General features: G+C 61.5%; 22 protein-coding genes. 16 read left to right on the top strand and 6 right to left on the bottom strand.

Features of this window, described 5'->3' with window-relative positions; translation table 11 throughout:
• Nucleotides 1–191: 191 nt before the first annotated feature.
• The 6 genes from C0V76_RS19870 (at nucleotide 192) to rpoS (ending at nucleotide 5,394) form a co-directional block, all read left to right on the top strand.
• Nucleotides 192–767 (top strand): hypothetical protein, encoded by a 576-nt coding sequence (locus C0V76_RS19870; protein WP_158239158.1) that lies wholly within the window; start codon nucleotides 192–194, stop codon nucleotides 765–767.
• A gap of 184 nt (nucleotides 768–951) precedes the next feature.
• Nucleotides 952–2,013: an HD domain-containing phosphohydrolase gene (locus C0V76_RS06010; protein ID WP_158239157.1), complete on the top strand. Its 1,062-nt coding sequence runs from the start codon at nucleotides 952–954 to the stop codon at nucleotides 2,011–2,013.
• 59 nt (nucleotides 2,014–2,072) lie between these two features.
• Nucleotides 2,073–2,816 carry a 5'/3'-nucleotidase SurE gene (gene surE, locus C0V76_RS06005; RefSeq protein ID WP_101941459.1) on the top strand — a complete coding sequence of 248 codons (744 nt, stop codon included), beginning with the start codon at nucleotides 2,073–2,075 and terminating at the stop codon, nucleotides 2,814–2,816.
• Complete coding sequence (locus tag C0V76_RS06000; RefSeq protein WP_216821686.1) at nucleotides 2,816–3,481, top strand: protein-L-isoaspartate(D-aspartate) O-methyltransferase; 666 nt, start codon at nucleotides 2,816–2,818, stop codon at nucleotides 3,479–3,481. The genes surE and C0V76_RS06000 overlap by 1 nt, the downstream gene beginning before the upstream one ends.
• Nucleotides 3,441–4,439 (top strand): peptidoglycan DD-metalloendopeptidase family protein, encoded by a 999-nt coding sequence (locus C0V76_RS05995; RefSeq protein WP_254048196.1) that lies wholly within the window; start codon nucleotides 3,441–3,443, stop codon nucleotides 4,437–4,439. The genes C0V76_RS06000 and C0V76_RS05995 overlap by 41 nt, the downstream gene beginning before the upstream one ends.
• 10 nt (nucleotides 4,440–4,449) lie before the next feature.
• Nucleotides 4,450–5,394 carry an RNA polymerase sigma factor RpoS gene (gene rpoS, locus C0V76_RS05990; protein WP_101941458.1) on the top strand — a complete coding sequence of 315 codons (945 nt, stop codon included), beginning with the start codon at nucleotides 4,450–4,452 and terminating at the stop codon, nucleotides 5,392–5,394.
• On the opposite strand, the gene mltB is transcribed toward rpoS, so the two are convergent.
• From mltB to C0V76_RS05970, 4 genes are read right to left on the bottom strand one after another with little or no spacing between them, the layout of a single operon-like run.
• Nucleotides 5,357–6,448 (bottom strand): lytic murein transglycosylase B, encoded by a 1,092-nt coding sequence (gene mltB, locus C0V76_RS05985; protein ID WP_101941457.1) that lies wholly within the window; start codon nucleotides 6,446–6,448, stop codon nucleotides 5,357–5,359. The genes rpoS and mltB overlap by 38 nt on opposite strands.
• Entirely contained in the window at nucleotides 6,445–8,388 is a 1,944-nt protein-coding gene (locus C0V76_RS05980; RefSeq protein ID WP_101941456.1) for a DUF3488 and transglutaminase-like domain-containing protein, read from the bottom strand. Before C0V76_RS05980 ends, mltB begins: the two co-directional genes overlap by 4 nt.
• Nucleotides 8,385–9,356, bottom strand: coding sequence for a DUF58 domain-containing protein (locus C0V76_RS05975; RefSeq protein WP_101941455.1), 972 nt, complete (start codon nucleotides 9,354–9,356; stop codon nucleotides 8,385–8,387). The genes C0V76_RS05980 and C0V76_RS05975 overlap by 4 nt, the downstream gene beginning before the upstream one ends.
• Nucleotides 9,353–10,279, bottom strand: a complete 927-nt coding sequence (locus tag C0V76_RS05970; protein WP_101941454.1) for a MoxR family ATPase — start codon at nucleotides 10,277–10,279, stop codon at nucleotides 9,353–9,355. The genes C0V76_RS05975 and C0V76_RS05970 overlap by 4 nt, the downstream gene beginning before the upstream one ends.
• Before the next feature lie 147 nt (nucleotides 10,280–10,426).
• Here C0V76_RS05970 and C0V76_RS05965 point away from each other — a divergent pair, with 147 nt between their 5' ends.
• The 8 genes from C0V76_RS05965 to C0V76_RS05930 all read left to right on the top strand — a co-directional run bounded on the left by C0V76_RS05965 (nucleotide 10,427) and on the right by C0V76_RS05930 (nucleotide 19,349).
• Nucleotides 10,427–11,356 carry a histone deacetylase family protein gene (locus C0V76_RS05965; RefSeq protein WP_101941453.1) on the top strand — a complete coding sequence of 310 codons (930 nt, stop codon included), beginning with the start codon at nucleotides 10,427–10,429 and terminating at the stop codon, nucleotides 11,354–11,356.
• A 111-nt stretch (nucleotides 11,357–11,467) separates the two neighbouring features.
• A complete protein-coding gene (dapA, locus tag C0V76_RS05960; protein WP_101941452.1) occupies nucleotides 11,468–12,346 on the top strand; it encodes a 4-hydroxy-tetrahydrodipicolinate synthase in 879 nt (292 codons plus the stop codon).
• A gap of 14 nt (nucleotides 12,347–12,360) precedes the next feature.
• Nucleotides 12,361–13,518 (top strand): outer membrane protein assembly factor BamC, encoded by a 1,158-nt coding sequence (bamC, locus tag C0V76_RS05955; protein ID WP_101941451.1) that lies wholly within the window; start codon nucleotides 12,361–12,363, stop codon nucleotides 13,516–13,518.
• Between the two features lie 332 nt (nucleotides 13,519–13,850).
• Nucleotides 13,851–14,429: a 2-oxoacid:acceptor oxidoreductase family protein gene (locus tag C0V76_RS05950; RefSeq protein ID WP_101941450.1), complete on the top strand. Its 579-nt coding sequence runs from the start codon at nucleotides 13,851–13,853 to the stop codon at nucleotides 14,427–14,429.
• Entirely contained in the window at nucleotides 14,422–15,675 is a 1,254-nt protein-coding gene (locus tag C0V76_RS05945) for a transketolase C-terminal domain-containing protein (RefSeq protein WP_101941449.1), read from the top strand. The genes C0V76_RS05950 and C0V76_RS05945 overlap by 8 nt, the downstream gene beginning before the upstream one ends.
• A gap of 11 nt (nucleotides 15,676–15,686) precedes the next feature.
• Complete coding sequence (locus tag C0V76_RS05940) at nucleotides 15,687–16,736, top strand: thiamine pyrophosphate-dependent enzyme (protein ID WP_101941448.1); 1,050 nt, start codon at nucleotides 15,687–15,689, stop codon at nucleotides 16,734–16,736.
• A gap of 21 nt (nucleotides 16,737–16,757) precedes the next feature.
• Entirely contained in the window at nucleotides 16,758–18,383 is a 1,626-nt protein-coding gene (locus C0V76_RS05935) for an NAD(P)-binding protein (RefSeq protein WP_101941447.1), read from the top strand.
• Between the two features lie 180 nt (nucleotides 18,384–18,563).
• On the top strand, nucleotides 18,564–19,349 hold the full coding sequence (locus C0V76_RS05930) for a 3-hydroxybutyrate dehydrogenase (RefSeq protein ID WP_173893973.1): 786 nt from the start codon (nucleotides 18,564–18,566) through the stop codon (nucleotides 19,347–19,349).
• 56 nt (nucleotides 19,350–19,405) lie between these two features.
• Here C0V76_RS05930 and C0V76_RS05925 read toward each other — a convergent pair whose 3' ends face one another.
• Complete coding sequence (locus C0V76_RS05925) at nucleotides 19,406–20,578, bottom strand: radical SAM/SPASM domain-containing protein (protein ID WP_101941446.1); 1,173 nt, start codon at nucleotides 20,576–20,578, stop codon at nucleotides 19,406–19,408.
• A 159-nt stretch (nucleotides 20,579–20,737) separates the two neighbouring features.
• Between C0V76_RS05925 and C0V76_RS05920 the strand changes: the two genes are divergently transcribed.
• Complete coding sequence (locus C0V76_RS05920; RefSeq protein WP_101941445.1) at nucleotides 20,738–20,941, top strand: hypothetical protein; 204 nt, start codon at nucleotides 20,738–20,740, stop codon at nucleotides 20,939–20,941.
• A 66-nt stretch (nucleotides 20,942–21,007) separates the two neighbouring features.
• On the opposite strand, the gene C0V76_RS05915 is transcribed toward C0V76_RS05920, so the two are convergent.
• Nucleotides 21,008–22,120 (bottom strand): branched-chain amino acid ABC transporter substrate-binding protein, encoded by a 1,113-nt coding sequence (locus tag C0V76_RS05915; protein ID WP_101941682.1) that lies wholly within the window; start codon nucleotides 22,118–22,120, stop codon nucleotides 21,008–21,010.
• Nucleotides 22,121–22,772: 652 nt separating this feature from the next.
• Here C0V76_RS05915 and C0V76_RS05910 point away from each other — a divergent pair.
• Nucleotides 22,773–24,257, top strand: coding sequence for an arylsulfatase (locus C0V76_RS05910; protein WP_101941444.1), 1,485 nt, complete (start codon nucleotides 22,773–22,775; stop codon nucleotides 24,255–24,257).
• Nucleotides 24,258–24,347: the final 90 nt, after the last annotated feature.

Here is a 24,347-nt window from a genome sequence, read left to right as displayed (position 1 = left end):
GGCATGGGCGGGAATGGCAATCAATGGTGCAATGTAAGCACTTTTTGTCGATATCCTTTCTGTGTGGGCGTTCTATGGTTTTTAGTAAATGTTTCGGAATGGCCGGAAATGCAGACTTCTTGGGATTGTGATTCCAGTGGTCACCGGTTCGAACCCGGTATGTCGCCCCAAAATTCAGAACGGCCCTGTGAGTGATCACAGGGCCGTTTTCCTTTCTGAGTATCGGCTTCTGGTTTCATGTCAGCACGCATCTCGTTATTCTTCGCGCGGCGACTTCCGCTTCCACGCGGACCAGAAAAGGGTCGTACGCCATTTCAGCAATGAAGTTCTTACTCATCTCGGTTTTGGCCTTGCCGGTCATGGCCATTGCGTCAGGTTTTCCGGCGCTAAATCCCGACGTTCGTCAGAACACCCTTCAGCAGACGATTTGCCGGAAGGGCTACTCTGCGACGGTACGGCCATCCACATCCTTTACCAACCCGATCAAATACCGATTCATGGGTGAGTCCGGTATCCCGCTGCACGAAGCATCCGACTGGGCGCTGGACCATCGGATTGCAATCGCGCTGGGCGGGCATCCACGGCAGTTATCCAACTTTCAACTGCTGAGTTCGAAGGCCAATGGGCGGAAGTCGCGTATCGAAGTGAAACTACTGTGTCTTGTTTGTACGGGGGATATGCCATTGGCGCAGGCCCAAAGGGAGCTTGTTGATGACTGGCAAGGGGCTTATCGGCGATACGCCCGGCATAAGTGCAGTAGACGCTAAGCCCTTGGGATTTTTCGCTTGGCAACTTGTGAGGCATCGCTTTTGTTCTGGTGTGCTGAGCTTCAAGCTTCGGAAGGACGGGGCTGCGCTTGTCTCCATCTGGGCCGCAAAATTGTTCGCCCGCACGGCCACTTCAGTTTTGGGAGGTCGAGTCGATATGCCCCGAAGAGAGTTATCGGAGCTGATGATGCTAGTGCCGTTGAAGGGCAAGGTCCTGGTGGTCGATGATGACGAGACGGTGCGGCGGGTCGTGGCGGCGATTCTGGAGTCGCGCGGCCATACTGTAAGCTTGGCCTGCAACGGCGAGGAGGCCATGATCGTGGCGCGCCTGGGTTGGCCGGAGGTTGTGCTGACGGACGTAGTAATGCCCCGTATGGATGGTTTCGAGCTGGTGACACGCCTGAAGACTGATCCGGCGCTCGCTCACATTCCGGTGGTTGTGATGACTGCGCTGAGTGATCGCACTGCGCGCATGCGGGCGCTGGAAGCTGGGGCAGAGGATTTTGTAGCCAAGCCCGTGGATGAGACCGAGCTGGCAACCCGCATCGGAAACTATCTGCGCATGCATGACTACGTTGTTCGTGTGGAGGATGCTAATCGCATCCTTGCGCGAGAGCTTCGGCAGAGCGCGGATGCCCTGCGTGGCGCCAATCTGGAAACCATCTTTGCGCTGAGTAGGGCGATGGAGTTCAAGGATGTGAACACCGGGGGGCATATCCAGCGCGTCAGCCAGTATTGTTGTCTGCTGGCCGACTGCATCGGTCAGGATGAGGCCTTTGTTGAGTGCATTACCCAGGCTTCTCCGATGCATGACATCGGCAAGGTTGGAGTGCCGGATGAGATTCTGCTCAAACCGGGTCCGTTGGACCAAGATGAGTGGCTTGTCATGCGCAAGCACTGTGAAATGGGGTTTCAGCTCCTTAGTGGCGGAAGTTCCGCCTATCTGAAGATGGCGGCAGAAATCGCGCTGGGTCATCACGAAAACTGGGATGGCTCGGGTTATCCGAGTGGGGTGATAGGGGAGCGTATCCCGCTCGCGGCACGCATCATGGCCGTGTGTGACCGGTATGACGCTTTGCGGGCTGCTCGGCCCTACAAACGCGCTTATTCGCATGCCGAGGCTCTTGATGTAATGCTGCGTGGCGATGCACGGACTCGGCCAGAGCAGATGGATCCGCGGTTGCTACAGGTTTTCGAGCGTAATTCACTGCGTTTCGACGAGATTTTCCGCCTCAATCAGAGCTGAGTCGCTGCGCTGTGCATCCCGCCTCTATAATCATCGACTTGATCAGTCGGTGACGCAGCATGCGCATTCTTCTCAGCAATGATGATGGCTATTTTTCTCCCGGTCTGCAGGCGCTGGCGCGGGAGCTGGCCAAGGTGGCAGAAATCACGGTGGTGGCGCCTGAGCGGGATCGCAGTGGCGCGAGCAACTCTCTGACGCTGGATCGGCCGCTGCAACTGCGCCGTGCACCCAGTGGTTTCTATTACGTCAATGGCACGCCGACTGACTGTGTACATCTGGCGGTGACTGGCATGCTGGACATGCAGCCGGACATGGTGATCTCGGGCATCAATCACGGTGCCAACATGGGGGATGACACTGTGTATTCCGGCACGGTGGCGGCTGCGACCGAGGGCTTCCTGCTCGGCGTGCCGTCCCTTGCCGTGTCACTGGTCGGGCGTTCCCCGACGCAGTTCGACACGGCAGCGCGTCTCGCGCGTGAAGTGGTCGAGCGTGTGCAGCGCAGTCCCTTCACTGAGCCGGTGCTGCTCAATATGAACGTGCCGGATTTGCCTTATGAAGCCTTGCAAGGCACCCGTGTCACGCGCCTGGGTAAGCGCCACCGCGCCGAGCCGGCGATTCGCAGCACCAATCCGCGCGGTGAGCAGATTTTCTGGATCGGCCCGGTGGGCGAGGCCGCAGATGCGGGCGAGGGCACGGATTTTCATGCCGTCGCCAATGGTTTTGTCTCGATGACGCCGCTCCAGATCGATCTCACCCACACCGGTCAGATTGCCGGCGTACAGGACTGGCTGGGGCAATGATGGCCATGAATCCGGCAACCTTGCAGACGGCGACGCGGGCTCGGGCCCGAATGGTCGAGCGTTTGCGCACTGAAGGCATTAGCGATGAGCGTGTCTTGGGGGCGATCGGGAGTGTGCCGCGCCATGCCTTTGTGGAAGAGGCGCTGGCCAGTCGTGCTTATGAAGACACGGCCTTGCCGTTGGGTTTCCAGCAGACCATCTCGCAGCCTTATGTAGTGGCACGCATGGCTGAAGTGCTGGTCGCTGGCGGACGGGCAATGGGCAAGACCCTGGAAGTGGGCGCCGGTTGTGGTTACCAGGCCGCAGTGTTGTCGCAGCTGGCTAGCGACGTTTATGCCATTGAGCGCATCGGCAAGCTGCTGGACAAGGCGCGTGCGAACTTGCGGCCTCTGCGCTTGCCCAACGTGCGTCTGAAACATGGCGACGGCAACCTGGGGCTGCCCGAAGTCGCGCCTTTCGATTCGATCATTCTGGCGGCGGCTGCGACCACCACGCCGCGCGTGCTGGTTGAACAACTTGCGCCGGGTGGGCGCATGGTCTTTCCGCTCGGCCAGGCCGGCGCAGATCAGATCATGGTGCTCATCGAGCGCCAGGCCAATGGCAGTCTCAAGGAGACCAAGCTTGATGCAGTACGATTCGTGCCTTTGCTGGCCGGAACTGAATGAGGTTGAACGCATGCTGAAATACAAGGTGCTGCCGCTCGCGGGGCTGATCCTGGCTCTCGCGGCCTGTAGCTCGAACGCCCCGGCCCCTGTCGAAGTGCGTGCTCCAGCGCGTCCGCAGGAAGGACCTGCCGTGGCCAAGCCTGGCCACTACATAGTGAAGAAAGGTGACACGCTCTACAGCATCGCCAATCTGCACAAGCGTGATTACCGTGAGCTGGCGGCCTGGAACAATCTTACCGATCCGAATCTGATCGAAGTCGGGCAGGAGTTGCGCGTAGCGCCGCAGGCCGATGTGCTTGCTGCCAAGCCTGTGGCGCCAGCCTCCAGCATCGAATCGCGCCCGGTACCGCCGCCCGCAGTGATTGGCTCGACGGTGGCTTCCAGTGCCAGCTCCAGTCTTCCGCCTGCAAGCGTTTCGACTCCCGCAGCAACGGGGGAGCTCAAAACTGAACCAAAGGGCGGGCGCATCGCCTACACCCCTCAGGCATGGAAAGATTTGACGCAGCCTGCCGATAAAGCTCCTGTGACCAGTGCTTCAGCGCCGGCGGCGCAGAGCGCGCCGGTCGAGAGCAAGGCGCCGGTAGTGGCTGACGATGGCAGCTGGAGTTGGCCGGTAAGTGGCAAGGTCATCGGCAGCTTCAACGAGAGCAGCAACAAGGGTGTCGACCTCGATGGCAAGCTGGGCGATCCGGTTCTGGCCGCAGGGACGGGTGAGGTTAAATACGTAGGGTCCAGTCTGCGCGGTTATGGCAATCTGGTGATCATCAAGCACAACAACGATTTCTCGAGCGTGTATGCACACAATCAGGAAATCCTTGTCAAAGAAGGCCAGCAGGTGAAGAAAGGGCAGAAGATTGCTACCTTGGGCAAATCTGATGCTGATCGTCCGAAACTGCATTTCGAAATCCGTCGCCAGGGCAAACCTGTCGATCCTTTGAAGTTACTGCCGACCAGATAAAGGGTGCCCCATGTACGATCCGGAATTCCTCGATGACGCAGAAGAAAAGGAAACGGATCTGCCCGCAGAGCTGGAGGCTTTCGCCGAGCCGGAGCCCCAGCCGGTCGTCCAGCCCGAGAACGAATTTCTCAGCGACGTTACCCAGATTTATCTGAACGAAATTGGCCTTAACCCGCTGCTGACCGCCGAGGAAGAGGCTGCGCTGGCGCGCCGGGTGCGCCTGGGGGATTTTGAAGCTCGTCAGACCATGATTGAGCGCAACCTGCGCCTCGTGGTCAACATCGCCAAACACTATCTGAATCGCGGCATTCCTCTGCTGGATCTGGTCGAGGAAGGCAATCTCGGCCTGATGCACGCGCTGGAGAAGTTTGATCCGGAGCGTGGCTTCCGTTTCTCCACCTACGCCACCTGGTGGATCCGCCAGAACATCGAGCGCGCGATCATGAACCAGTCGCGCACCATCCGTTTGCCGGTGCATGTGGTGAAGGAGCTCAATCAGGTGCTGCGTGCGCAGCGCCAAGTGGATGCGGCCAACGGCAACTCTTCGCGCCTGGAAGAGGTGGCTCAGAAACTTGATCGGCCGCTCAAGGATGTGCGTGACATTCTTGCCCTCTCCGAGCATACGGCTTCACTCGATGCACCGCTGGATATCGATCCGAACCTATCCATCGGTGAGTCCCTGGCCGACGAGCAGGCGGTCAGCCCGGAGTTGAACATTCATACCGCCGAGGTCGAGGCGCTGATTCGTGAGTGGATCGGCCAGCTCTCGGAGAAGCAGCGTCTCGTGATCCAGTACCGCTACGGGTTGGATGATGTCGAGGTGCTGACCCTCGAAGATCTGGCCGCCCAGCTGGGGCTGACTCGCGAGCGGGTACGCCAGATCCAGCTCGAGGCGTTGGCGCAACTGCGCCGCATCCTCAAGCGCCGCGGTGTTTCGCGCGAGGTGCTGTTTTAGCCTTGGTGCTTTTTTTCGGGGGTGACGCCGCGCCCGCCTGGGCCGGCTGTGCGCTGCCAGACTGGGCTCTTTCCGCTTTCAGCACTTGCGCCAGATCGTGCACGATCATGGCGTAGAAGCTGCTGCGGTTGTAGCGCGTGATGACGTAGAAATTCTGGAAACCCAGCCAGTATTCGGTTCCCACCTCGGGGGTGATTAGGTCGACCAGGGTGGCGAGCTCACGGCTGTCTGCCGGCAGCGCGCTGCGTACACCACCCGCCGCCAGTCGTGCAACATCCAGTGTCGGCAGGATGCCCGCCTCGACCAGTTCCCGGGCTTTGTTTTCGTCGCTGATCCGGGCTGGCATGACGATTTTGCCGTCACGTTGCCAGCCATGCTGAGCAAGGAAGTTCGCGACGCTGAAGATGGCGTCGGCGGTGCTGGCGGCCAGATCGATCTGACCGCTGTTGTCACCGTCCACGGCGAAGTTGCGCACGCTGCTGGGGAGAAATTGCGGCAGGCCCAGCGCACCGGCATAGGAGCCGCGGTAGCTGGTCACGTCACGGCCTTGCTCACGAGCCAGCATGAAGAGGGCTTCGAGTTCGCGGCGGAACAGCTCGGCGCGCGGCGGGTAATCGAAGGCCAGGGTGGCCAGGGCTGAGAGCGCGCTGAAGTTTCCGGTGTTGCGACCATACACCGTTTCGACCCCGATCAGGCTGACAATGATCTCGGCCGGCACGCCGCTGCGAGCCTCGGCTGCACGCAGGGTGGCTTCGTTCTCTTGCCAGAAGCTGAGCCCGCCTTTAATGCGGGTGGTATCGATGAAGCGGGCACGGTAGCGCTGCCAGGAGCGTACTCCGGGGTTGGCGGGCGGTTTGACCAGTTCGATGACCTTGGGCAGCGGAGTGGCGCCTTCCAGCGCATTACGGATCTGGATGGCATCCAGATTGTTGCGGGCAGCGATCTCTTCGATAAAGAGCTGAACTTCCGGTCGTTCGGTGAAGTAGGCCGCATGGGCCTGCAGGCTGCAGGCGAAGGTGGCAAGGGCGAGACTCAGCAGGCGGTTCAGGGTCATGGTTTGAAGTCTTGCACTGCGCGACGCAGGGCGGCGAGCGCGGCAGCGGTGGGTGGGGTCGGGCCGAAACGCAGGCTGGCGTAATGTTCGGCAATGTCCGTGATGGTATCGGCATGTGCCGGTAGCGCCAAGGCGGCACGCCGGGCGAAGTCAGTCGGAGCTTCCCATTCCGCCCGCTGCAGACCGCGCCGGGCGAGCTTGCGGCAGGCTCGCTGCCAGAGGCGATCCAGCGCGTCGAGTTTTGCCCGGCGAGGCCATAGGCGCCAGGCGAGCCAGCCCAGCCACAGGCCGGCGCCGGCGCCCAGTAGGGCGGTGAGGAGACGCCAGTCGGCCGCAGGCAGTCCCAGGCGGCGCATCAGTTCCAGCTGGCGGCTGGCGTTGTAGCCCAGCACCCACTGGTTCCAGCCATTCGACACCGCTTCCCAGCGGTGGCGCAGGCCGCGCAGGAAATCCGAGTCGACACGCATCATCATCGGCAGGTCTGCGTCCGGCAAGGCCTGCGCGATGCCATCGTCAATCCGGGCCGGGGCGCTGGCGGCGGTGGGGTCGACACGAACCCAGCCGCGTCCTGCCAGCCATACTTCTGCCCAAGCATGAGCGTCGGACTGACGTATGACGAGGATGCCATCGACCGGATTGCGCTCGCCGCCCTGATAGCCGGTAACGACCCGGGCCGGAACACCGGCGGCGCGCATCAGGATCACGAAGGCGCTGGAAAAGTGCTCGCAGAAGCCCTGTTTGCTGTCGAAGAGGAATTCGTCGGCTGCATGCGTATTGGCGAGCGGTGGGCTCAGGGTATAGCTCAGACGTGCGGCCTGCATGAAGGCGATGGCGGCGTCGACGCGTGCTCCCGGGTCTGCATGTGCGGCGGCCAGTGTCTGGCCCGCAGCGACCGTGCGTGGATTGCTGCCTTCCGGTAGGCCGAGGGCGGCGCGCAGGCGTCCCGGGCGCTCTTCCAGGCCGACCTGGCTGGCCGGAAAGGAATGCAGGCTGATGCGCAGACGGGTGCTGACCGGGCGCCGGGCGAGCAGGCTGAAGTTACTCGAGTAGGTGGCGTCGCTGGCTCCTTCGGCCGGATAGTCCAGTGCCAGCAGCCAGGGGCGATCATGTGGTTCCAGGGTCAGGGTGTAGCGATAGCCCGGGCCGCTGGTTTCATAGTCGGGCTGCGGGGTGGACTGGGTCGGGCGTTCGCGCCAGCGCTGGCCGTCAAAGTCGGTCAGCACCGGGCCGCGCCAGTAGCGCTCGCGGGGCGGTGGCAGCTCGCCTTCGAATTCGGCACGGAAGGCGATCTCGCCGGACTGGATCAGTTCCGAAATCGAGCCGGGCTGCATGCTGTCCGAGAGGCCGGTCTTGCCGGCATGTGCATCACCGGGCAGGCGCCAGAGTGGGCCATCGATACGCGGGAAGAACACGAAAAGCATCAGCATCAGGGGCACGGAGCCACCCAGCAGGCGCAGGCTGCCGCGCAAGGCTGGTTTCAGCGCCAGACTGGGGCGCTCGAGGCGAGCCGAGGTGGCGAGGATGGCGATGGCGCAGGCCAGCACCATGGCCGCGACCGGCAGACTCTGTTCGTTGAGAAATTGTCCGGTCATCAGGAAGCAACACAGCAACAGGGCGGCACGCCCGTCTCGTGGGCTACGCCCTTCGAGCAGCTTGAGCGGCAGCAACAGGCTCAGCATCGCGAGACCGGCTTCACGACCGAGCACGGTGCGGTATTCGGCAAAACACAGCACGCAGCCCAGCACGGCCAGCAGGATCAATACCGTGAGGGCGGGGCGCTCGGCTTCCTGGTGGGCGAGCCAAGCCCGCCAGCCGAGCAGGAGCACTGCCAGCAGCCCCATTCCCCAGGGGATGTGCGGCAGGAAAGGCGTCAGCGAGAGCGTGGCGGTAGCCAGCAGGGCGTAGCAGGTGCCACGCGGTAATGCGTTGCGGGCGCTCATCGTGACCGCTCCAGACCGAACAGGGCCAGGCGCAGCAGGCAGGCCTGATGATGGGCTGCGTCTTCGCCTGGACCGGTCTGGCTGTCCGGCAGCAGAAGGGTGGTGCGGGCGCCGCTGTGGCGGGTTTGCAGCACCCAGCGGGCCAGTTGTGAGATGCGCTCCTCCAGCGGCAGCGTGGCGGGCAGCATGTTCCAGTCCAGCACGCAGGCCGGGCTACCGGCGCTGGCGAACTGTTTGGTGAGCAGGCCGCGCCCTTGCGCCAGTTGCTTCCAGGCTATCTGGCGGGGTGAGTCGCCGGGCTGGAAACCCCGCAGGCCGGCGAAATCATCCTGCCCCGGGCGCTCGCGGCTGCGCCCTTCGCCGTTGTCACCCCAGCCTTCGGGTAGTGGGCGCTCGCCGTCGGGGGCGGGGTAGATCACGGCCGGGGCATCCGGTTCGATATAGCTCCAGGCCCTGATCCAGCCTAGCGGCTGGGTGCTCTCGACGCTGAGCTGACCCGGCTGAAGCACGCCACGCTGTGGGCAGGGCAGGGCGATGAAGGCCTCACTGTGCTGGCCGGCGGGGACGTCCGTGAGCATCAGCTCACGTCCTTGGCTGTCGCGCAGACGTACGGCGGGCCGCTCGTGGCTGGCTTCATTGACGAGCTCCACTCGCCACTGTGCCATGCCGCCGGCAAAAGCTTCGCCGCTGGGGGAGAGGCTCAGTTGCAGGCCGGTGAGGGTGCGCCAACTATGCAGGATGTGCACGATGAAGACGCTGCCGAGCAGGAAGACCAGGCCGTAGCCGAGCGACAGGTTGTAGTTGATCGAGGCCAGCAGCATGGCCAGCAACGTGGCCAGCAGCGCCAGGCCGGCGCGCGTGGGAAGTACGTAAACGCGCCGCTGCGGCAGCTGGATCGGCTGTGTTTCGGGCGTGCGGGTGCGCGTGGCCCAGCGCCGGAAGCGCTGGCGTAAAGTGGCGGTGCTCACGGCAGGGGTACGGTCTCGATCAGGCCGCGTACCAATGCCTCGCCGCTGGCGCGGGCATCCAGCGCATTGATGCGGTGCCCGGCGACTGCGGGCAATACCGCCTGAACATCTTCAGGGCGGACATGGTCGCGACCGGCGATCAGCGCCCAGGCCCGCGCGGCAGCGAGCAGGCCGAGACCGGCGCGAGGGCTGAGTCCGCTGGCGCCACCGGGCAACTGACGGCTTTTGGCCAGCAAGGCCTGCACATAATCGAGCAGGCGCTCGCCGACATGGAGCGCGGCAGCTTCCTGCTGCAATGCCTGCAGGCCTGCCGGGTCGATTTGCGGGCGGATCTGGCCGATTAGGGCGCGGCGGTCGTCGCCGGCGAGCAGGGCGCGTTCGGCCGCAGCATCCGGCAGGCCCAGTGACAGGCGCATCAGGAACCGGTCCAGCTGTGACTCGGGCAGTGGGAAAGTGCCCAGCTGCTGCGAGGGGTTCTGGGTGGCAATGACGAAGAAGGGCGAGGGCAGGGCGTGGGTCTTGCCGTCGATCGAAACCTGATGCTCTTCCATGGCTTCGAGCAGCGCACTCTGGGTCTTTGGGGTAGTGCGGTTGATTTCATCGGCCAGCAGCACCTGGGTGAACACGGGGCCGGGATGAAACACGAAACCTTGTTGGGCCGCATCGAAAATGCTTACGCCGATGAGATCTGCCGGCAGCAGATCGCTGGTGAATTGCACGCGCTGAAAGGCCAGCCCCAGTGACACTGCCAGGGCGTGGGCCAGGGTCGTCTTGCCCACGCCCGGCTGGTCCTCGATCAGCAGATGACCGCGCGCCAACAGGCAGGCCAGCGACAGGCGCAGTGCCTCGGGTTTGCCGAGCAGGATCTGGCCGAGGCCGGCGAGGAGACTGGCGCACAAGGGGTGCGGGATGGGGGCAGACATGGGAATCTCCGGATGGGTTCTTGGTTGGCAGACCCGTATTCTGGCCAATCGTTCTCTGGCGCATGGATCAGGCCCGCGCTAGTTTAAACGGCAGACCCCATAAGAACTGCAGCGAAACAGCCGCAGCCCGACAGGAGACCCGATGAGATGAGCCGTACGGCTTTCATTACCCATCCCGATTGCTGGCTGCACACCATGGGTGCGCAGCATCCGGAGTCGCCTGAACGCCTGACCGAGATCCTTGATCGCATCCGCGGCGAGGGCCTGGACGGCTTTCTCGACATGCGTGAGGATGCGCCCACCGCCACGCTGGAGCAGCTCTACCGGGCGCATTCGCCTGCTTATGTCGAAGAGCTGTTCGAGATCGCGCCGGAAAGCGGCTTGCGTCATCTTGATCCGGATACGGCGATGACCCGTCATACCCTCAAGGCGGCGCTGCGGGCGGCGGGGTCCGGCATCCTGGCCTCCGAGTTGGTGCTGGCCGGCCGCGTTCATAACGCGTTCTGTGCGGTCCGCCCGCCAGGCCATCATGCTGAGCGGCTGCGGGCGATGGGTTTCTGCTTCTTCAACAATGTGGCGGTGGCCGCACGCCATGTGCTGGAGGTACATGGGCTGGAGCGGGTCAGCATCATCGATTTCGATGTGCATCACGGTAACGGCACGGAGAATATTTTCATCGCCGATCCGCGCGTGCAAATGCTCAGTTTTTTCCAGCACCCGCTTTATCCCTACTGCGGTACCCAGGTGCAGGTGCCGCACATGCTCAATAGCCCTTTCCCTGCCGGCACCCGGGGGGATGCTGTGCGCGAGCTGCTGGCGCATGTGTGGCTGCCGGCGCTGACGCGCCATCAACCGCAGATGCTGTTCATCTCGGCCGGCTTCGATGCCCACTACGAGGACGACATGGCCTCGATGGGTCTGCTCGACAAGGATTTTGACTGGATCAGCCGCGAGCTGCGGCAGTGGGCTGATGCACATTGCGGCGGGCGCCTGGTGTCGATGCTTGAAGGGGGGTATGTGCTGCCGGCGCTGGGGCGCAGCGTGATTGCCCACGTCAGGGCGCTGGCGGATATCTGAGGGGCCGGGCCTGAATGCAAGGCTGCTGCAAGCCTTTTACTCGGCGGCCAGCACTCAGCGCGCGGTCCTTGGTCTACAATCCCCGCTTTCCCATTCGTCTTGCGGACCACCATGATCACCGGTTCCCTTGTCGCCCTGCTCACGCCGATGACGGCAGACGGGCAGATCGATCTGCCCGCGTTCAGGGCCCTCATTGATTTTCATGCACGTGAAGGCACCGATGGTCTGGTGATCGTCGGGACAACGGGCGAATCGCCGACGGTGAGTGTCGACGAGCAATGCGAGCTGATCCGCGTCGCGGTCGAACATTCCGCCGGTCGCCTGCCGATCATTGCCGGCACTGGCGCCAACTCCACGGCTGAAGCCGTCGAACTGGCTCGCTTTGCCAAGAAGGTCGGCGCTGAAGCCCAGCTCTCAGTGGTGCCTTACTACAACCGTCCGACCCAGGAAGGCATGTATCGCCACTTCAAGACGATTGCCGAGGCGGTTGAACTGCCGGTGATTCTCTACAACGTGCCGGGCCGCACAGTGGCCGACATGAACAACGACACGGTGCTGCGTCTGGCCCATGTGCCGGGTATCGTTGGCATCAAGGACGCGACCGGCAGCATCGATCGCATCACCGATCTGGCCATGCGCGCCCCGGCCGATTTTGCGCTTTACTCCGGCGACGATTTGACTGCCATGTGCTTCATGCTGCTCGGCGGCCATGGTGTGATTTCTGTGTCCGCCAACGTGGCACCGCGCCTGATGCACGAGCTGTGCGTGGCCGCGCGGGCCGGTGATGTGGTGCGCGCCAACGAGATCAACCGCAAGCTTTACCTGCTCAATCGTGACCTCTTTGTCGAGGCCAATCCGATTCCGGTGAAGTGGGCTGCCCAACAGATGGGGTTGTTGCAGGGCGAGTTGCGCCTGCCGCTGACTCCGCTTTCCGAAGTTTTCCACGAGCGCGTGCGCACTGCGATGCGTGCCGCCGATATCCAGTTCTAAGAGGTCCTGACCTGATGCGTTCATCCCTGCGTGTAGTGTTGTCTGCCTCCGTGCTGAGCCTGGCTGTGGCAGCTTGTGGTGGCAACCGGAACGAAAAAATTGATTACAAGACGCCTGGTGCTGACACCAGCGTGAAGACCGATTCCCTGATCGTGCCGCCAGATCTGGTGACGCCACGCCGCGATGAACGTTTCGTGGTGCCGGATACGCCTGGTTCAGCCACTTACTCCGGTTACACGGCCGCTACGGCCGCGCCGGGTGCGGCGGCGGCCAAGCCGGCGGTGGCAGTGCCGGTTGCGGCGGATAAGGTCCGCATGGAGCGCTTTGGCAATACGCGTTGGCTGGTGCTGCAAGGCAACAGCGAGCAGTTGTGGCCGAAGCTGCGTGACTTCTGGAAGGAACTGGGTTTCGTTCTGGTCAAGGACGATCAGCAGTTGCTGATCATGGAAACTGACTGGGCCGAGAACCGCGCCAAGGTCTATTCCGATCCCGTCCGCAATGCCTTGAGCTATGTGCTCGGTTCGATGGTCAGCAACGGCGAGCGTGATCGCTACCGTACCCGCATTGAGCAAGGCGCTCGTCCGGGTGAGGTCGAGATCTACATCACCCATCGTGGCCTCGAAGAGAAGATGTACAACCCGAACATGGGTAACCAGACCGGTACCTATTTCGAGCTGCAACCTTCGAATCCCGAGATGGAAGCCGAGATGCTGACTCGTCTGATGATTCGTCTGGGGCGTGATGAAACCTCTGCCCGCGAAGTGGTGGCTGAAGTTGCCAAGCCCGTGTCTGAACGTGCCACGCTTGGCGCTGCCGCCGATGGCAGCCAGCAACTGACAGTGAAGGATGGCCTGGATCGCAGCTGGCGCCAGGTGGGGCTGGCGCTCGACCGGATCGGTGTGGTGGTGGAAGACCGCGACCGCGCCAAGGGTCTGTATTTCGTGCGCTATGTTTCTGCTGAAGACCTGACGGGTCAGAAGAAGGAAAGCGGCGGCTGGTTCTCCGGCTGGTTTGGCGGCGGCAAGAAGGAGTCTGGTACCGACCAGTTCCGCGTGGCTGTAAGCGCCGCAGGCGAACAGACTGTGGTCCAGTTGCAGGACAAGGAAGGCAAGCCGGCTTCGACTGAAGCTAGTCGCCAGATTCTTGGCCTGTTGCACAAGGAACTCAAGTAAGCCCCTCCGGCATCAGCTGGCAGGAAACGGCAGTCAGGGCAACCTGGCTGCCGTTTTTTTATTGCTGCTCCAGCCAAGCTTCGATGTGCCCCTGCACCGTGCTTTTCTGAGGTGCTGCCACGTCATGACTGGCTTTTGCCGGGCTGACAAGCCTCAAAACTTGATATGGCGCATAGAGAAATCTCGCTATATGCAATAGTTTCCGTACATCGCCTTGGCGGCTTTCATTGAAGGCCTTCCTGGCGACCAGCAGGAGGCCGGCCGCACCGCCCCGATGAGGTGCGCAGCTTGTCTCCGGATACCGAAGCTAGTCTCACATCAGGGAGATATGGATGTTCCAGGTGAGGATTCACGGTCGCGGCGGTCAAGGGGTGGTGACGGGGGCAGAAATGCTGTCGATCGCAGCCTTCCTTGAAGGCCGTCATGCACAGGCATTCCCGAGCTTCGGCTCGGAACGGACAGGCGCCCCGGTGGTGGCTTTCTGCCGTATTGCAGACAAGGAAATCCGGTTGCGCGAGCCGGTCATGGAGCCGGATGCGCTGATCATCCAGGATGCCACCCTGCTGCATCAGATCGACGTTTTCGCGGGCCTTTCGCCGAATGGCTATGTGGTGCTCAACACCAATCGCAGCTTCGAGGAGCTGGGTCTCGGTGAGCTCTTCAAGCGCTTCCGTCCGGAGCGTCTGATCACCGTCTCGGCGACCGATCTCTCTTTCAAGTACGTCAATCGCAACGCACCCAACGTGCCGATGCTTGGTGCTTTTGCCGCCGCCTCCGGCCTGATTTCCTTGAAATCCGTTGAAGCTGCGATTCGTGAAAAGTTCTCCGGCAAGGTCGCCGAGGGCAATATCGCCGCCGCTACCGAGGCCTACAACATCGCCCTCGCTGCCAAGGAGGCCGCCCATGCTTAAGCAATGTGAAGGTTCGCACGCCGTTGCGGAAGCTGTTGCGCTGTCGCGCCCGGAAGTGATCTGTGCCTACCCGATTTCCCCGCAAACCCACATTGTCGAAGGCCTTGGCGAAATGGTCAAAGCCGGTGAGATCAAGGACTGTGAATACATCAACGTCGAATCCGAGTTTGCTGCCATGTCGGTGGCCATCGGCTCTTCGGCGGCCGGTGCCCGCACTTACACCGCGACCGCTTCGCAAGGCCTGCTGTTCATGGTCGAAGCCGTGTACAACGCTTCCGGCCTGGGCCTGCCGATCGTGATGACCGTGGCCAACCGCGCCATCGGTGCGCCGATCAATATCTGGAACGATCACTCCGACTCAATGAGCCAGCGCGATTGTGGCTGGATCCAGATCTTTGCCGAAACCAACCAGGAAGCGGCCGATCTGCACATCCAGGCTTTCAAGCTGGCTGAAGAGCTGAGCCTGCCGGTGATGGTCTGCATGGACGGTTTCATCCTGACTCACGCTTACGAGCGCGTCGATATCCCGACGCAGGAGCAGGTCGACAAGTTCCTGCCGCCGTACTCGCCGCGCCAGATTCTCGATCCCGCTGCGCCGGTGTCGATCGGCGCCATGGTCGGTCCGGAAGCCTTCTCTGAAGTGCGCTACCTGGCGCATGCCAAGCAGATGCAGGCACTGGAATTGATCCCGAAAATTTCCAAGGAGTTCGAGGAGATCTTCGGCCGTAATTCCGGTGGTCTGGTCCGCCCCTACATGCTCGAAGACGCTGAAACCGTGGTCATTGCGCTGGGTTCGGTGCTTGGCACGATCAAGGACACCATCGACGAGATGCGTGCCGATGGCATTTCCATTGGCGTGCTCGGCATCAACTCCTTCCGTCCCTTCCCGGTCTCGGCGATCCGTCGTGCGCTGTCGCATGCCAAGCGCATCGTGGTGCTAGAGAAGAGCCTGGCAGTCGGCATTGGCGGCATCGTCGCCACCGACGTGCGCATGGCCCTCGATGGTCTGGACAAGCGTATCTACACGGTCGTGGCCGGTCTGGGCGGACGCAACATCACCCGCTCTTCGCTGCACCGCGTGTTCCGCATGGCCATGCACGATCAGCTCGAAGCCCTGCATTTCCTTGATCTGGACTGGAACATCGTCAACAAGGAAGTGGATCGTGAGCGCACCACCCGTCGCTCCGGCCCGATTGCCGAAAACATCCTGCGCGACCTGGGTCAGACCAAGTCGAACGTGGGCTGAGGAGAGCAGACATGGGACATCAAGACGTCAAGTTTTATCAGACCGGCACCTTCACCGTCGGCAACCGCCTGCTGCCGCCCGAGCAACGTTCGGTGCAGTCCGAGATTGAACGCACCAACTCGCTGAACTCCGGTCACCGCGCCTGTCAGGGCTGTGGCGAAGCACTCGGCGCGCGTTATGCGATCGATGCGGCCATGCGCGCCACGGGCAACCAACTCATTGCCGTGAATGCCACGGGCTGTCTGGAAGTGTTTTCCACGCCCTATCCGGAAACCTCCTGGCAGATTCCATGGATTCACTCGCTGTTCGGCAATGCCGCAGCGGTGGCTACGGGGGTTGCTGCAGCCGCCAAGATCCGTGCACAGAAGTCAGGCAAGCCGTTGGCCGAAACCCGCGTGATCGCCCAGGGCGGTGACGGTGGCACCACCGACATCGGCTTCGGCTGCCTCTCCGGCATGTTTGAGCGTAATGACGATGTGCTCTACATCTGTTACGACAACCAGGCCTACATGAACACCGGGGTGCAGCGCTCAAGCGCTACGCCACCTGCCGCCCGTACCGCCACCACCATGCCGGTGGGTGAGCATCCGGGCAATGAATGGGGGCAGGGCAAGAATGTGCCGCTGATCGCCATGGCCCACGGCATTCCCTATGTGGCCACCGCCTCGGTGTCTGACCTGCGCGACCTGGAATACAAGGTCACCAAGGCTATGAACATGCGCGGCGCACGCTACATCCACATCTTCGTGCCGTGTCCGCTGGGCTGGGGTTCGGCTTCGTGCGACACCATCAAGCTCGCCCGCCTGGCCAAGGAAACCGGCCTGTTCCCGGTTTTTGAAGCCGAGTATGGCGAAGTCACGAATGTCTCGAAGATCCGCCAGAAGCAGCCGGTTGAAGCCTATCTGCGCCTGCAGCGTCGTTTTGCCCACCTTTTCGGCAAGACCCCGCAACTGGAGCTGATTGCCCGCTTCCAGGCGATGGCTGACCAGAACATCCGCAAGTTCGGTCTGCTCGGCGAAGACAAGGCCACTGTCGGTTTCCCCGGCAGCGAGCACAAGTAAGGCGAAAGGGAGTTTGAAACAATGAACAAACCGTTTGCAATCACCCTTAATGTGGGCTCTTCGCTGGCCAACAAGACGGGTTCCTGGCGCAGTTTCCGCCCGGTCTATGTCAATCGCCTGCCACCGTGCAACAACGCCTGTCCTGCGGGTGAAGACACCCAGGGCTGGCTGTTTCACGCCGAGTCTGGTGATTACGAGGCCGCCTGGCGTCACCTCACCGAAGCCAATCCGATGCCGGCCGTGATGGGGCGCGTCTGCTATCACCCGTGTGAAGGCGCTTGTAACCGTGGCCAGCTGGATTCGGCCGTAGGCATCAACTCGGTGGAGCGTTTCCTTGGCGATGAGGCCATCAAGCAGGGCTGGAAGTTCGCTGCCCCGGCCGCTGAAACGGGCAAGCGCATTCTGGTAGTCGGTGCCGGCCCATCGGGCCTGTCCGCCGCCTATCAGTTGCGCCGCATGGGTCACCAGGTGGTGATCTTTGAAGCCGGCCCGCTGGCTGGCGGCATGATGCGCTTCGGTATTCCGAAGTACCGTTTGCCACGCGAAGTGCTGGACGCTGAAGTGCAGCGCATCCTCGACATGGGCGTGGAAATGCGCCTCAACACCAAGGTCGAGGATCTGCTCAAGACGATGAAGGACGAGAAGTTTGACGCCGCCTTCCTCGCCGTGGGGGCTCACATTGCCAAGCGCACGGCCATTCCGGCAGCCGAATCGGCGAAGATTCTGGATGCCGTATCGGTGCTGCGCAGCATGGAAGGTGAAGACAAGCCGATGCTGGGCCGCCGCGTGGTCGTGTATGGAGGCGGCAACACCGCTATCGACGTGGCCCGCACCGCCAAGCGTCTCGGTGCTGAAGAAGCCATCATCGTGTACCGCCGCACCCGCGACAAGATGCCGGCGCACGACTTCGAAGTGGAAGAAGCACTGCAGGAAGGCGTGATGATGCGCTGGCTGTCCACCATCAAGCAGGTGGGCGAGGGCGCCATCCAGGTCGAGAAGATGGAGCTGGACGAGAACGGCAAGCCCGTACCGACTGGCGAGTTCGACACCCTGGAAGCCGATTCGGTGATTCTGGCGCTCGGCCAGGATGTGGATCTGGGCCTGCTCAACGGCGTGCCGGATCTGAGCTTTGAAGATGGCGTGGTCAAGGTGGGCGAAAACATGATGACCGGCTACCCCGGCATCTTCGCCGGCGGCGACATGGTGCCGTCCGACCGTACCGTGACTGTCGGGGTTGGCCATGGCAAGCTGGCCGCGCGCCATATCAATGCATGGCTGGCGGGCACGACTTACGTCAAGCCGCCGAAGAAGGAGCTGGCGACTTTCGAGAAGCTGAACACCTGGTACTACACCGATGCTGACAAGACGGTGCGTCCGATGCTGGACATCATCCGTCGTCAGAGCACCTTCGATGAAGTGCAGGGGGGCCTGAACGAAGACAATGCCTTGTTCGAAGCGCGCCGCTGCCTGTCGTGTGGCAACTGTTTCGAGTGCGACAACTGCTATGGGGTGTGTCCGGATAACGCCGTCATCAAGCTTGGCCCTGGCAAGAAGTTCGAGTTCAACTACGACTATTGCAAGGGTTGTGGCGTGTGTGTGGAAGAGTGCCCCTGCGGTGCGATCAAGATGGAAGCTGAAGCCAGCTGATCCTTTTCCGGCTCAGTCAGACGCCCGCTCGCGCTTGCGCCAGCGGGCGTTTTTTCGTTCCGCCCGAGGGTCTGAGGCGCTATGCCATGAAATGCCAAAATCATTTCCGGTTTTGACAGGCCACTGTTTTGCGCCGCACAATCAACCGGCTTGCGTCCGCCACATCAACAGGAGTCGATCATGACACTCAAGGGCAAGGTAGCACTTGTTACGGGTTCCACTAGTGGTATCGGCCTCGGGATCGCCCGGGCGCTGGCGGCGCAAGGAGCCACGATTGCCCTCAATGGTCTGGGCGAGCCCGTTGCAATCGAGAAGATCCGCAGCGAATTGGCCACCGAGTTTGGCGTGAGTGTGAGCTTCGTGGGGGGAGACTTGACGAAGACCGAAGCTGTCGAGGCCATGATCCGCAGCGTGGAGCAGGCGCATGGCAGCCTGGACATCCTGGTGAATAACGCGGGTATGCAGCATGTGAGCCCGATCGAGGATTTTCCGCCGGAAAAGTACGATCTCATCGTAGCGCTTAATCTCTCGGCGACTTTCCATGCCATCCGCCTCGCCGTGCCGGGCATGAAGAAGCGTGGTTGGGGCCGCATCATCAATATCGCTTCGGCGCATGCACTGGTGGCTTCACCCTTCAAGTCGGCCTACGTCGCTACCAAGCATGCGGTGCTGGGGCTGACCAAGACTGTGGCGCTGGAAGTGGCTGAATGCGGTGTTACCGTGAATGCCATCTGCCCGGGCTATGTGCTGACGCCGTTGGTCGAGAAGCAGATCCCGGACACCGCCAAGGCTCGTGGCATGACGGAAGAGCAGGTGATCCGCGATGTGCTGCTGGCCGCGCAGGCAACCAAGAAATTCGTCGAGGTGGACGAGCTGGGTGCACTTGCCGTGTTCCTCTGTAGCGACGGCGCCCGATCGATGACCGGCACGGCATTGCCGGTTGACGGGGCCTGGACGGCCCACTGAGTCGGCAGTACTGGCCGGCCGCAGCACGCTCTTGCTGCGCCGGCCTGGCGCGATGCTCAGGGCATGATCTCGACGTATTCGTAGACTTCGCAGTCGGTGATGAGCTTTCTTACCGGCAGGCTGGCGCGGGCAAACCAGGCCTGCGGATCGTGGCGGTCGATCTCTTCGCCCATGAAACGCACCAGCTCGCAGATCGGCTCGACGACTTCGCGACGGTAATCCTCGTCCTGCTTCACGTAGGCCAGATACAGATTCTTCATGCAGTTGCCACGGCAGAAACTGTAGGCCTCGCAGCTCGCGCATGGCATGGCCGGGTCCGGCTGCAGGGGGCTGGCGCGCAGCCAGTTGTCGACCACCGAACCCTGCTGCATTTCGGGCAGGTAGAGCAGGTCGGGGCAGGGGAAGATGCGGCCGTCCGGCATCACATTCAGGATGTGGGTGGAGGCACGACACTGTGTCTTGCCCTGATACAGCTCCTGCGCCTTCGAGGGCATTACCTTGTTCCTCACCATGCCCATGATTGGAATGATCGGGTAGAGGCGATCCGGGAGCTGGAAGAACTTGGCAACCATCTGCGTGATGATGGCCTTGCGCTTGGCCATGCCCTCGGCCGGATAGGCGCCACGGTCGGCTACGAACTGGAAGTACAGGTAATCGAAGACTTCGGTGAGATGATCGATTTCCTCGAAGCTGATCTCCGGGTGGCTCCAGGTCATGCGCGCGGTGATCGAGCCGCTGGTCTTGGGGCGGATCGCTGCGAGGTTCTTCATCACCTGGCGATAGATACCGCGGCCGCGGTAGCCGTCGGTGGTGCCTTCGCCACCGTCGATGGAGATCAGGAAGTTGGACATGCGCGCCAGCACTGCGTCCGGCAGACCGTCGAGGAGCGTCCCGTTGGTCTGCAACTGGTAGCGGAAGTTCGGGAAGCGAGCGATCACTTCTTCCATGTAGGGGCGGTTCAGCGTGGGTTCGCCGCCATAGAAGGTGACATAGGTTTCGAGGCCAGTGAGTTGGCTGTCGACAAAAGCGCTCAGCTGATCCAGCGAGTAGTCCACATGCTGCTGTGACCCAAGCACTTCTCCCACGCCCAATGAGCAATAGGTGCATTTCAGGTTGCACTTGAGGGTGGTGAGCAGTTGCAGCTCGACGCGGTGACCGGGAATGGCCGCTTGCTTGTCGGGGCTGCTGGGAGTGGGGCGGAGCAGGGTGATCGGCTGGACGCTGTTCATGAATTACGGGGAAATTCTGAAAGCCCGGGATTTTAGTAGGGAATTAATGCAAGGCTTTGCGGTGGCTCAGTCCGGCGAGCTGCCGGGCGCATTTCGCCGGCTATAAAGAAGCATGGGGCAAAGCGTAAGCATGCTCGTCAGAGCGAAAGGAGCTTGATCATGCGTGATGATTCAAGAGAGGCCGAACGGCTCGAGACGATTGCGGAGCTGGGAGACCTGCTTGCCGTGCTGCGAGAAATGGGGCAGCGCCTAGCAAACGAATCCCACGGTTCAGCCTATTCCGGCGTGCAGGCATTCAATGCATCGCTGCATCAGGCGCATGTCCAGCTGGAGCAGATCAGGGAAGCAGGGAAGGGGGGCTGAGTGCGACGGCCCCAAACACAGAGGCCCCTTGCGGGGCCTCTTTTTACGTGCGTCTGCGAGTGAGGATCAGTCGGCCGCAGCCCACTTGCCATCCTTGTAGGAGTAGAAGGTCACGCCGCCTTCCTTGATGTCACCCTTGGCGTCGAAGCTGATGTTGCCGGTGATGCCCTTGATGTTCAGTGCCTTCAGCGCCGGCAGGTACTTGGCCGGTTCAGCCGAGTTGGCCGCCTTCATGGCCTCGATCAGGGCGGTGGCTGCATCGTAGTTGTAAGGTGCGTAGAGCTGTACCTCGGCATTGAAGCGCTGCTTGAAGCGTTCCTTGAACTTGGCGCCGCCCGGCATCTTTTCCATTGGGATGCCCGCCTGGGTGCAGAACACCCGGTTATCCAGATCCTTGGCGGAGAGCTTGAGCATCTCGGCGGTGCACAGGCCGTCGCCGGAGAGGAACACGGACTTCAAGCCAAGCTGGCGCACCTGGCGCAGCAGCGGGCTGCCCTGGGCATCCATGCCGCCGTAGAAGATCGCGTCCGGATTCTGGCCCTTGATCTTGGTGAGGATGGACATGAAGTCCGTGGCCTTGTCGTTGGTGAATTCACGGCCCACCACTTGTACGCCGAGCTTCTTCATGCTGGCGACCAGCGCGTCAGCCAGGCCCTGGCCGTAGGCGGTACGGTCGTCGATCACGGCAATGCGCTTCACGCCGAGTTTCTTCACCGCATAGTTGGCCATCGCATCCGCCTGCTGCAGATCGTTGGCGATCACACGGTAGGTCACCTTGAAACCCTGATTGGTCAGTGCCGGGCTGGTGGAAGACGGAGTGATCACCGGGATGCCGGCCTGTTCATAGACACGCGAGGCGGGGATGGAGGCACCAGAGGTGACATGGCCGATCACGCCCTTCACGCCGGCATCTGCCAGGCGTTGGGCAACCGTGGTGGCGGTGCGCGGGTCGGCCTGGTCATCTTCGCTGACCAGCTCGAACTTGGCCTTTTGGCCGCCGATGGTGATGCCCTTGGCGTTGGCGTCTTCGATGGCGAGGCGGATGCCGTTTTCGCCATCCTTGCCGATGTGCGAGATCGGGCCGGTGAGCGGGCCGGCGGCGCCGAGCTTGACGGTGATATCGGCGCTGGCAGTGCCAGCCAGCGCCAGAAGTGCGAGGGCAATAGCGGTGCGTTGCAGGTTCAAGATGTTCTCCGGTGCTTGCGGTTCTGGTCCGTACCCCTTGGTACGGAAAGGCCACAATTATGAACTCCGGCGCAGCGCTGTGCCATCCGTGTTTTCACTCGCCTGCAGGCTTGTTGACCAAGCTTAGGGTCTGTCGCGGCTTTGTTGCGAAATCAGTCCGAGCGCGTATTTCAAGCCCTTGTCGATCCAGAGCATCAGCGAACCACGCTGACGCATGGGTTCGTTTTAGGCAGAGCAGTTGGATGCTCGGTACTTCGGCTTTAGGGGCTCGCTCATCCTGCAAGTCTATCGGCTACGCGATGGCTGTCCGGCCTTTTGTGCAAAAAGCTCTTGCAAGGCTTTGTTTGTGTCTGAGTTGTTCAAAAGGGCAGTTGGTTACGTAAAACACAAAATCATAGTTTTGACGGTATCTGGATTGGGTAAGATCCGTCGACGTAAACGTACCTGCCAAAATATTGACTTTGGCTTGTTTGCGTTTCAGCCCCTGCACACCTACAGAGACAAAATACAAGGAGTTTCGCCATGAATCGACGGGCCGTTTTAACGGGTGCTAGCGGCAGAAGTGCCGCGTATCGATGGACTCTGGTGACATGTCTCCTGAGTTTCGCTATAGGGGGGGGTTCAGGCTGCGGAAAAGAAGCCAAACATCCTGGTCATCTGGGGTGATGACATCGGCACATGGAACATCAGCCACAACAACCGCGGCATGATGGGTTACAAGACGCCCAACATCGACCGCGTCGCCAAGGAAGGCGTGGCCTTCACTGATTACTACGCGCAGCAAAGCTGTACTGCAGGCCGCGCTGCCTTCATCAGCGGCTCGGTGCCGGTACGCTCGGGCATGACCAAGGTCGGGATGCCTGGTGCCGCCGAAGGCTGGCAGAAGACCGACGTGACGATGGCGACCATCCTGAAAAGCCAGGGATATGCCACGGGCCAGTTCGGCAAGAACCACCAGGGCGATCGCGACGAACACCTGCCGACGATGCACGGTTTTGATGAGTTCATGGGTAGCCTCTACCATCTGAACGCTGAAGAAGAGCCGGAGAACCGCGATTACCCGCGGGACATGAAGCTCCCCAACGGCAAGACTTTCCTGCAGCAGTTCGGCCCGCGCGGCGTGATCAAGTCGAAAGCGGACGGCAAGGGCGGTCAAACCATCGAAAACCTTGGTCCGCTGACCAAGAAGCGCATGGAAACCATCGATGAAGAATCGCTGGAAGCCGCCAAGGAGTTCATTACCCGTCAGGTCAAGGCCGGCAAGCCCTTCTTCACCTGGTGGAACGCCACCCGCATGCACTTCCGCACGCATGTGAAAGAAGCCAACCGTGGTATCTCTGGCCAGGACGAATACAGCGACGGCATGGTCGAACATGACCGGATGGTGGGCGAACTGCTCAAGTTGGTTGACGACCTGGGTATTGCCAACGACACCATCGTTCAGTACTCAACCGATAACGGCCCGCACTACAACACCTGGCCCGATGCCGGCACCACGCCTTTCCGTGGCGAGAAGAACTCCAACTGGGAAGGCGCCTTCCGCGTACCTGCTTTTGTTCGCTGGCCCGGCCACTTCCCTGCCGGTGTCACGCTCAACGGCATCGTGTCGCACGAAGACTGGCTGCCGACCTTTGCAGCGATCGCTGGCGCACCGGACATCAAGGAAAAGCTGCTCAAGGGCACGTCAATCAATGGCCGTAGCTACAAAAACCATATCGATGGCTACAACCTGGTCGACTACCTGAGTGGCAAGGTTACGGAGTCTCCGCGCAATCAGTTCATCTATGTCGGTGATGATGGTGCTGTGATGGCCATTCGTGTGGGTGACTGGAAGGCGGTCTATCAAGAGAACCGCGCTGAACAGCTGAACGTGTGGCGCGAGCCCCAGGTCCACCTGCGTCTGCCGCTTCTGTTCAACCTGCGCCGCGATCCGTTCGAGAAGTCCCAGCACAACTCGAACACCTACCACGACTGGATGATTGACCGTGCCTTCGTGCTCATCCCGCTGCAGACTGTCGCCAGTCAGTTCCTGGTGACGTTGAAGGACTACCCGCCCAGCCAGAAGCCGGGTGACTGGAGCCTGGAGTCGCTGGAACGTCAGATCAATAGCATGACTTCCTCCGGCAGGTAATCAAGTCGCGTGTCCGGGGTGCTGTCTGCAAAGACAGCACCCTTTTTTACGTCTATCGAAATACCCTCCACACACGCTCAGACTGAGGAC

The sequence above is a fragment of the Uliginosibacterium sp. TH139 genome (genome assembly GCF_002855595.1).
Taxonomy (GTDB): domain Bacteria; phylum Pseudomonadota; class Gammaproteobacteria; order Burkholderiales; family Rhodocyclaceae; genus Uliginosibacterium; species Uliginosibacterium aquaticum.
This window is presented reverse-complemented; position numbering and strand designations above follow the sequence as displayed.